Annotated in this window: 6 protein-coding genes and 1 tRNA gene; 2 read left to right on the top strand and 5 right to left on the bottom strand. The window is 27.5% G+C overall.

All coding sequences use genetic code 11. The annotated features are described in order from the left end of the window. Positions 1–2 precede the first annotated feature (2 nt). The 3 genes from RR430_RS02425 to RR430_RS02435 all read right to left on the bottom strand — a co-directional run bounded on the left by RR430_RS02425 (position 3) and on the right by RR430_RS02435 (position 2,567). Positions 3–1,034, bottom strand: coding sequence for a type II secretion system F family protein (locus tag RR430_RS02425; RefSeq protein ID WP_332486585.1), 1,032 nt, complete (start codon positions 1,032–1,034; stop codon positions 3–5). A gap of 12 nt (positions 1,035–1,046) precedes the next feature. Next, a complete protein-coding gene (locus RR430_RS02430) occupies positions 1,047–1,958 on the bottom strand; it encodes a transglutaminase-like domain-containing protein (RefSeq protein WP_332486587.1) in 912 nt (303 codons plus the stop codon). Between the two features lie 96 nt (positions 1,959–2,054). Further along, entirely contained in the window at positions 2,055–2,567 is a 513-nt protein-coding gene (locus RR430_RS02435) for a hypothetical protein (RefSeq protein ID WP_332486589.1), read from the bottom strand. A gap of 620 nt (positions 2,568–3,187) precedes the next feature. On the opposite strand from RR430_RS02435, the gene RR430_RS02440 reads away from it, so the two are divergent. Together RR430_RS02440 and RR430_RS02445 are read left to right on the top strand one after the other, a co-directional pair. Next, the gene (locus RR430_RS02440) at positions 3,188–3,376 is read left to right on the top strand and encodes a hypothetical protein (protein WP_332486591.1); all 189 of its coding nucleotides are present in this window, start codon (positions 3,188–3,190) and stop codon (positions 3,374–3,376) included. A 247-nt stretch (positions 3,377–3,623) separates the two neighbouring features. After that, positions 3,624–4,772 carry a DUF4825 domain-containing protein gene (locus tag RR430_RS02445; RefSeq protein WP_332486593.1) on the top strand — a complete coding sequence of 383 codons (1,149 nt, stop codon included), beginning with the start codon at positions 3,624–3,626 and terminating at the stop codon, positions 4,770–4,772. A gap of 274 nt (positions 4,773–5,046) precedes the next feature. Here the strand turns inward: RR430_RS02445 and RR430_RS02450 are convergent. Next, positions 5,047–5,120: transfer RNA gene (locus RR430_RS02450), tRNA-Gly, on the bottom strand. Positions 5,121–5,296: 176 nt separating this feature from the next. Further along, positions 5,297–5,959 (bottom strand): glucosaminidase domain-containing protein, encoded by a 663-nt coding sequence (locus RR430_RS02455; RefSeq protein WP_332486594.1) that lies wholly within the window; start codon positions 5,957–5,959, stop codon positions 5,297–5,299. Positions 5,960–6,257 lie beyond the last annotated feature (298 nt).

The raw sequence follows: 6,257 nt of genomic DNA on the forward strand, positions 1-6,257 counted from the left end.
CGTTATCCCAAACTAGTCATTATGCTCATAAGCGGTAGCATAACAGATAACAGTATTACACCAACAATAATAACGCAGCTAATCATCATCGTTGGTTCAATTGCGTTTAAGAATCGATTAATTGAATTTATTGATTCTCCTTCATACTCAATCGCTACTTTACTCATAGTTTCATCTAATTTTCCTGATCTTAGACCAAGCTTAAGCATTTTTGTGTACACTGGTTTAAGTATTTTAGATTCTGTGAATACTTCCATGGTATCTTCACCTAGTTCAATTTTATGACTACAGTTATTTATTTTTTGTAAAATATCTTTGTTACTTATTAATTTATGCAATAAGGAAAATGAATCCTTAAGATTTAACCCACTATTTATTAACAAGCTTAACGCATAAGCAACTTTACTTGTTTCTATATTAATCATCAATTTTTTAGTTAAGACAAATGATGATAAGAAATTTGTTAATGCATTATCTTTGTACTTAAGTTTAAAATATAGAAAACAACTAAATATAGTTACAACCAAAATTATTAAGAATATAAATCCATATTGCGCAACAAATTGACCTAATTGCATTAATGTTAATGATGCCGCTGATAAATCAACACCCATACTATTTAATACTTCTCTAAAAATAGGAAGTATTTTAATAACAAGTATCCCCATTAAAACTATCATCACCATCAATAAAATTAACGGATAAAACAACGCATCCTTAACCTTATTTTGCATTGAGTCTATACGACTATAATAAATTGCGCATTGTTTCATAACTCGATCTAAATATCCTGTTTTCTCACCAACCTGTATCATTTCTATAAAATATGAATCAAATATATCTACTGATTTAACAGCATTATAAAAACTTTCCCCCGTAGACAGTTCTTCTTTAATTTTAATTATTGCATTTTTAAAATTAGTAGTTTCTATTTCATCTACAATAACTTCTAATCCTTCACTAAGTGACAATCCTGAATCGAGAATCATACTTAACTGTTCACAAAATAATGAAGTTTCATGATATGTAATCATTTGATTACCCCCTTAATAATTATATTTTGTCTCATAAGAGCCATCATATTTTTGGTTTGCTGATGAGAATGTTGGATCCATCCTCTGCCACTTATCTGATTTAAAGTAAGTTTCTGGATCAACCCATCCTACATCATGAATATACACCTCTACCCACGCATGATATCCTTCTTCAACATATCCCGTAATTAGTTTAGTAGGTATTTGTTGTACCCTTAACATACACGTCATCAATGCTGCATAATCGAAACATATCCCTGTTTTAATTTCTAATGTTTCATCAATAATAGGTACCACAAATTTATTTTGTACTTCTTCTACTTTATCCCAATCATACGATATATTATTTACTACCCAATTATACACTTGATATACTCTATCCAAATCTGTTTTAGCATCCTCACAAACTTCAAACGATTTGTTTATAGCTGCCGTTTTTAAATCGTAATCTATTATTTGATTTGGATATAAATATGGATAATTTGGATCATCTAATTTAACATCAATTGTTTGACTTAATACTAATGCATAAGTGTTATCCTTAACATTTTCTCTTATTTGTATATTATACATACCTTCACCTAAATTTAGTGGATATGATATGTATTGATTATCTTTTGAGATATCATAATTATAAGTTGTATCACCATTGATAATCTGAATCTTTAATCGATTATGTTCTTCTGTTAGCGTTTTAACCATTATATATCCTAAATTGGTATTTGAATAATCAATTTCTATCATTGAATCACTCACTACTAAAATACCAGATGCTTCTGGCATTTTTATAGATTCTTTTGTTGGAACTATTTCATTTCCAGATGATTCTATAATTGGATACTTTGAGCTGTCATTGCTTTGCCCACTATTAGAACAACCCACCAATAGTACTAGCAAACAAATCGTTATTCTATATACCTTCATGGCACCACCTGTATATAATTATAATCAATTCTTGGCTATTTTACTATGAAAGACTGTTAAATAAAGGTAAAAGCGCTATTATCCATAGCGCCTTAATTACTTATTCATTTGCTTTGATTGAAGTTCTTTTCCATCAATAACCAATGTTTCATTTCTAAAATTAAACTCAATAATGCTCTTATCATTGACTACTGCCACAAATAAATCATCATTGCTTGTTATTCCTGAACTTGCAAAATCAGGTTTCTTTAGAAATATACAACTTCCTTGTCGAATGATTACATGAATATCCTCTGGGGCATCTACCATCTTCTTAACTTCTTTACTTCTAATTGTGACTGTATAGCTTCCATCATCATTTAACTCAGTTGCATGCAATGCAAATCCTTTTTGATTACGAATTTTAATAATAACTCCACCAATAACAACTACAAACCCACAAAAAATAGCGAATTTAAAAATTAACTCCTCATTGTTATTTTTTCTATATGCTTCTGGAGTAGTTTCCTCCTGAATTTCAACTTCACTTTGATTTTCTTCTGCAAGAGGTGTTATTGTAGTAAACATAGTTCCTATTGCCAGCAATATTATTAATGTCAATTTTCTCATTATATATACCTCTTTAACATAATATTACTTCTTTGGTTATAAGTTGGTTATATTTCACTCTTTTTTGAAAATGTTCATTGATTTAAACACGTTTTTCCAAGTAAATCAGCAGAAAAAAAACCGATATAATCGGCTTATTTTATAATTGGAGCAATTCATCTACAAGTTACGAACTATATAGTATGTTTTCTTTCTATAAGTATTATATATGATATATATGATATTTTGTAATATTTCAATGTAGATATATAAAATTTAATAAATTTTTGTTACCGAAAAAAGCAGAATAATGATAATGAGTGTCGCTATTTAAAGTTTTATTATTTAACGATATAATATAATAAATAGTAATTTGAAAGTAGGATGACATTATGTTTGAAATATTACTAAGTTGTAAACCAGAAGAACTTTTATATAATACAGAGTAATTGTTTTAATTATTAAAAGATGCTAATGAGGCAGAACAGCTGATTAGAATCCTGTGGAAACGTGTTCCTGAATTGAATGATGAACAAGAAAAAGAATTGCATAAATTAGGAAGACAAATTCGAAAAAAATTTATTATCAAACCAATAAAGTTTTAAATCACAAATTACAATTTGAATGGTGGATGAAGTAGTATGGATTTAAAAAAAACAGAAAAATTTATTGATAAACAAAATGTTAGTTTTATACGCTCTAATGATGATGCAAACTATCCTAATGCTAGTATATACTTTTATCATAAAGGACTAATTAAATACGTTGGAATCATGCTAAAAGGTAAAATGGAAGTATTAACAGATCAAGAAACTAAAAATATGATTTAGAAAAAGGGAGATACCATGTTTTATAAAAAAGCTGTAACTAATCCAGATTATTGTGTATTGAAATTTACTGCTATAAGTGGTAGATATTATTGTGATTTAAAAACAGAAAAATTTGTTATTAAGTAATTACTAAACTACTATTTTGAAAATAGCATCAAAAAATTATAATTGTTCTAAACTCAACCTATGATTCGTGTTAAAAAACACTTTTTCATTATAAATTAATAGGTGAAAGGAGTGAAATTATATGAATCAAGAAAAAATAGGAAAATTTATTGCAGAAAGGCGTAAAATAAAAAAATTAACTCAAGTGGAATTAGCAGAAAGATTAGGAGTATCTGATCGTTCTGTTTCAAAATGGGAAACAGGAAAATGTATGCCAGATTTATCTTTGTTTGAACCGTTATGCAAAGAATTAGAAATAAAAGTAAACGAATTATTAAGCGGAGAACAAATAGTAAGTGATAATTATCAAGAAAAGTGTGAAGATAATATTATTAACACCATTGATTATACCAACAAGAAAATTACTAATAAAAATAAAAATCTAGGAGTTATTTTATTAGTATTTGGATTTTTAATAGTATTAACTGCTATTTCTATATTTCCGTCGGAAAGTAGTTGGAGTTCGGTTTATTCAGTATTTGGATGTATAGTTGCTTTAACTGGTTTTTCTAAATTCACAAAAAAATTAGATTATCTAAAAAGAGTATTATTTAATTTTGGCTTTTTTATACTTTTTGTAATACTATTATTTACGCTTGACTACGCAAATGTGGCAATTAACAGACAAGTACCAAGATTTTCTTATAATACGGAAACTCTTGATAAAATAATATTTTATCAAGCACCATTTTATAATGCATTTAGAATCAATACAAATAGCGTAAATGAGTATTACATTATTGATTATGCAAAAGAGTACACTATTGATACTGTTCCTACATCACCATTTAATAGGGATAAAAGTGGTATAGATAACTTAATGAAATATAAAAATAAATATGTTGGAAATAACAGTAATAATGGCAATTTGATAAATAGTTTACCTTTATCAGAATATGGATATGTATTTGAAATTGATTCAAAGGATTTAGGACTAATTATTGATTACCATACAACGGACTGGTACAACAATGAAAATAATTATATCCAAAGGGCATTGATTTATAATTCTGTATCAATATTTATGCTTATAGATAATGTAGAATATATCACTTATAATTTCAGTGGTAACTCTTACACTATTAAAAGAGATAATATAGAAAAAGAATATTCAGATTATTTACAAGTAATTAAAGATAATAAAATTGATAAGGAAAAATTCAATAAATATGTTGAGAATCAAATGAACGATTATAATTTTGTCATAAAAACATTTGAAAAATTATTTTAAAATACTATCTAATAGAGGGCTATCAGTAAAGGATAGTCTTTTTTTGTTGGAAGAAAGGTCCTGATTATGGCTGTATCGTTAGTTTAAAGAACAACATATTTTTATGGTGCTCTTTAAACTTTGTTATATATTTACATTGCTTATATTTTTTACTATTAGTTTAATATTATTAATTCTATTTGCCAAAAATTCCTTTTTATAAAATTGTAGTCTTTTTGTAGTCTTTTGATTATTAAAACAAAAAAAACCTTTATTCAAGGGTTTATTTTATATTTGGAGCAGATGAAGGGAATCGAACCCTCGTGTCGACCTTGGCAAGGTCGCGTTCTACCATTGAACTACATCTGCAATAACAACTGCTTTAATATATTAGCATAAATTTAATTTATAGACAACTAGTTATTAATCAATTTTTCTATTTTTTGAAAATAAAATTTATTATGATTTGTCATAAATATGTATTAAACCAGTCTAAAACAAAAGCCTTATGAACTAAGCAGAGTTCTTAAGGCTCATCATATAATCTAATAGATACGTAACTCTTTTGCTAATTCATCATATTGAAGTTGATAATAGCTATTAACTTCCGCTACTTTTTGATCAATACTACCTTGAATTTTCCACATACCTTTTCTAATTGCTCCAACCCAAGCAGGGCTATTTGCTGCATATCTAACTACCATAGTTTCTGGAGTAGATAATCCTTTTTCAGAATAGGAAACTAAAAGATTTAAGAAAGCATCTATTCCTGCTTCTCTACTAGCAAATGACATCCAACCATCGCCACCGCGCATTCCACCGAAATTATGTTTATTTATACATATATAACTACTTCCAGCACCTGTTTCATGGTTTGCTAAGGCTACTACAAATACAGGATCTAAACCAAGCTCAATTGCTTTATCATAAAACAAAGCTTCTTGATTTTCCATTGCACCAGTCAATGTAGAAGCAAGACCTTCTCGTTTTGCAACATTAACCGCAATTGCATGTTCATCCATTAGTTTAACAAACTGTTCAACTACATCTTCTCTTAGTTCCATAACATTTAATGTTTCTAAATTAAATGAACTTGGATTTACATTTGAATTCATATTTAATGGTTTTTCTAAAGCCAATGCCGATGTTGGTAAAACACACGATATAGCTAGAATCCCCGCATATAATCTCCAATACTTTTTAAACATTTACTCACCTCTTCAAATAACTTGTTTATTGTATAGGAAATGAGCTTAAAATGCAAATTAGCACCCAGTTAAATGCCTAAAAATTAAAATTAATATAATCATTCATAAACTAAAATAAATTAAAATTTTATTTTTATTACATGAATATATACATAGTATCTAGTTCTATTAGCAGCATAATCTAACTCTACTTTTTGAAATATTCTTCGATTAATTAATTTATTACAAAACTGTGTTAAGTGGTTCCCACTCATTTGTATAATTGTTATAGACTTGAATTTCGTTAGTTGTAGCTGAA

Source organism: Anaerorhabdus sp. (assembly GCF_036641015.1).
Classification (GTDB): domain Bacteria; phylum Bacillota_I; class Bacilli_A; order Erysipelotrichales; family Erysipelotrichaceae; genus Anaerorhabdus.

Coding starts and splice junctions, on each gene's coding strand:
- RR430_RS02435 (WP_332486589.1), bottom strand. CDS start 2,567: ATGAGAAAATTGACATTAATAATATTGCTGGCAATAGGAACTATGTTT.
- RR430_RS02445 (WP_332486593.1), top strand. CDS start 3,624: ATGAATCAAGAAAAAATAGGAAAATTTATTGCAGAAAGGCGTAAAATA.
- RR430_RS02425 (WP_332486585.1), bottom strand. CDS start 1,034: ATGATTACATATCATGAAACTTCATTATTTTGTGAACAGTTAAGTATG.
- RR430_RS02440 (WP_332486591.1), top strand. CDS start 3,188: ATGGATTTAAAAAAAACAGAAAAATTTATTGATAAACAAAATGTTAGT.
- RR430_RS02430 (WP_332486587.1), bottom strand. CDS start 1,958: ATGAAGGTATATAGAATAACGATTTGTTTGCTAGTACTATTGGTGGGT.
- RR430_RS02455 (WP_332486594.1), bottom strand. CDS start 5,959: ATGTTTAAAAAGTATTGGAGATTATATGCGGGGATTCTAGCTATATCG.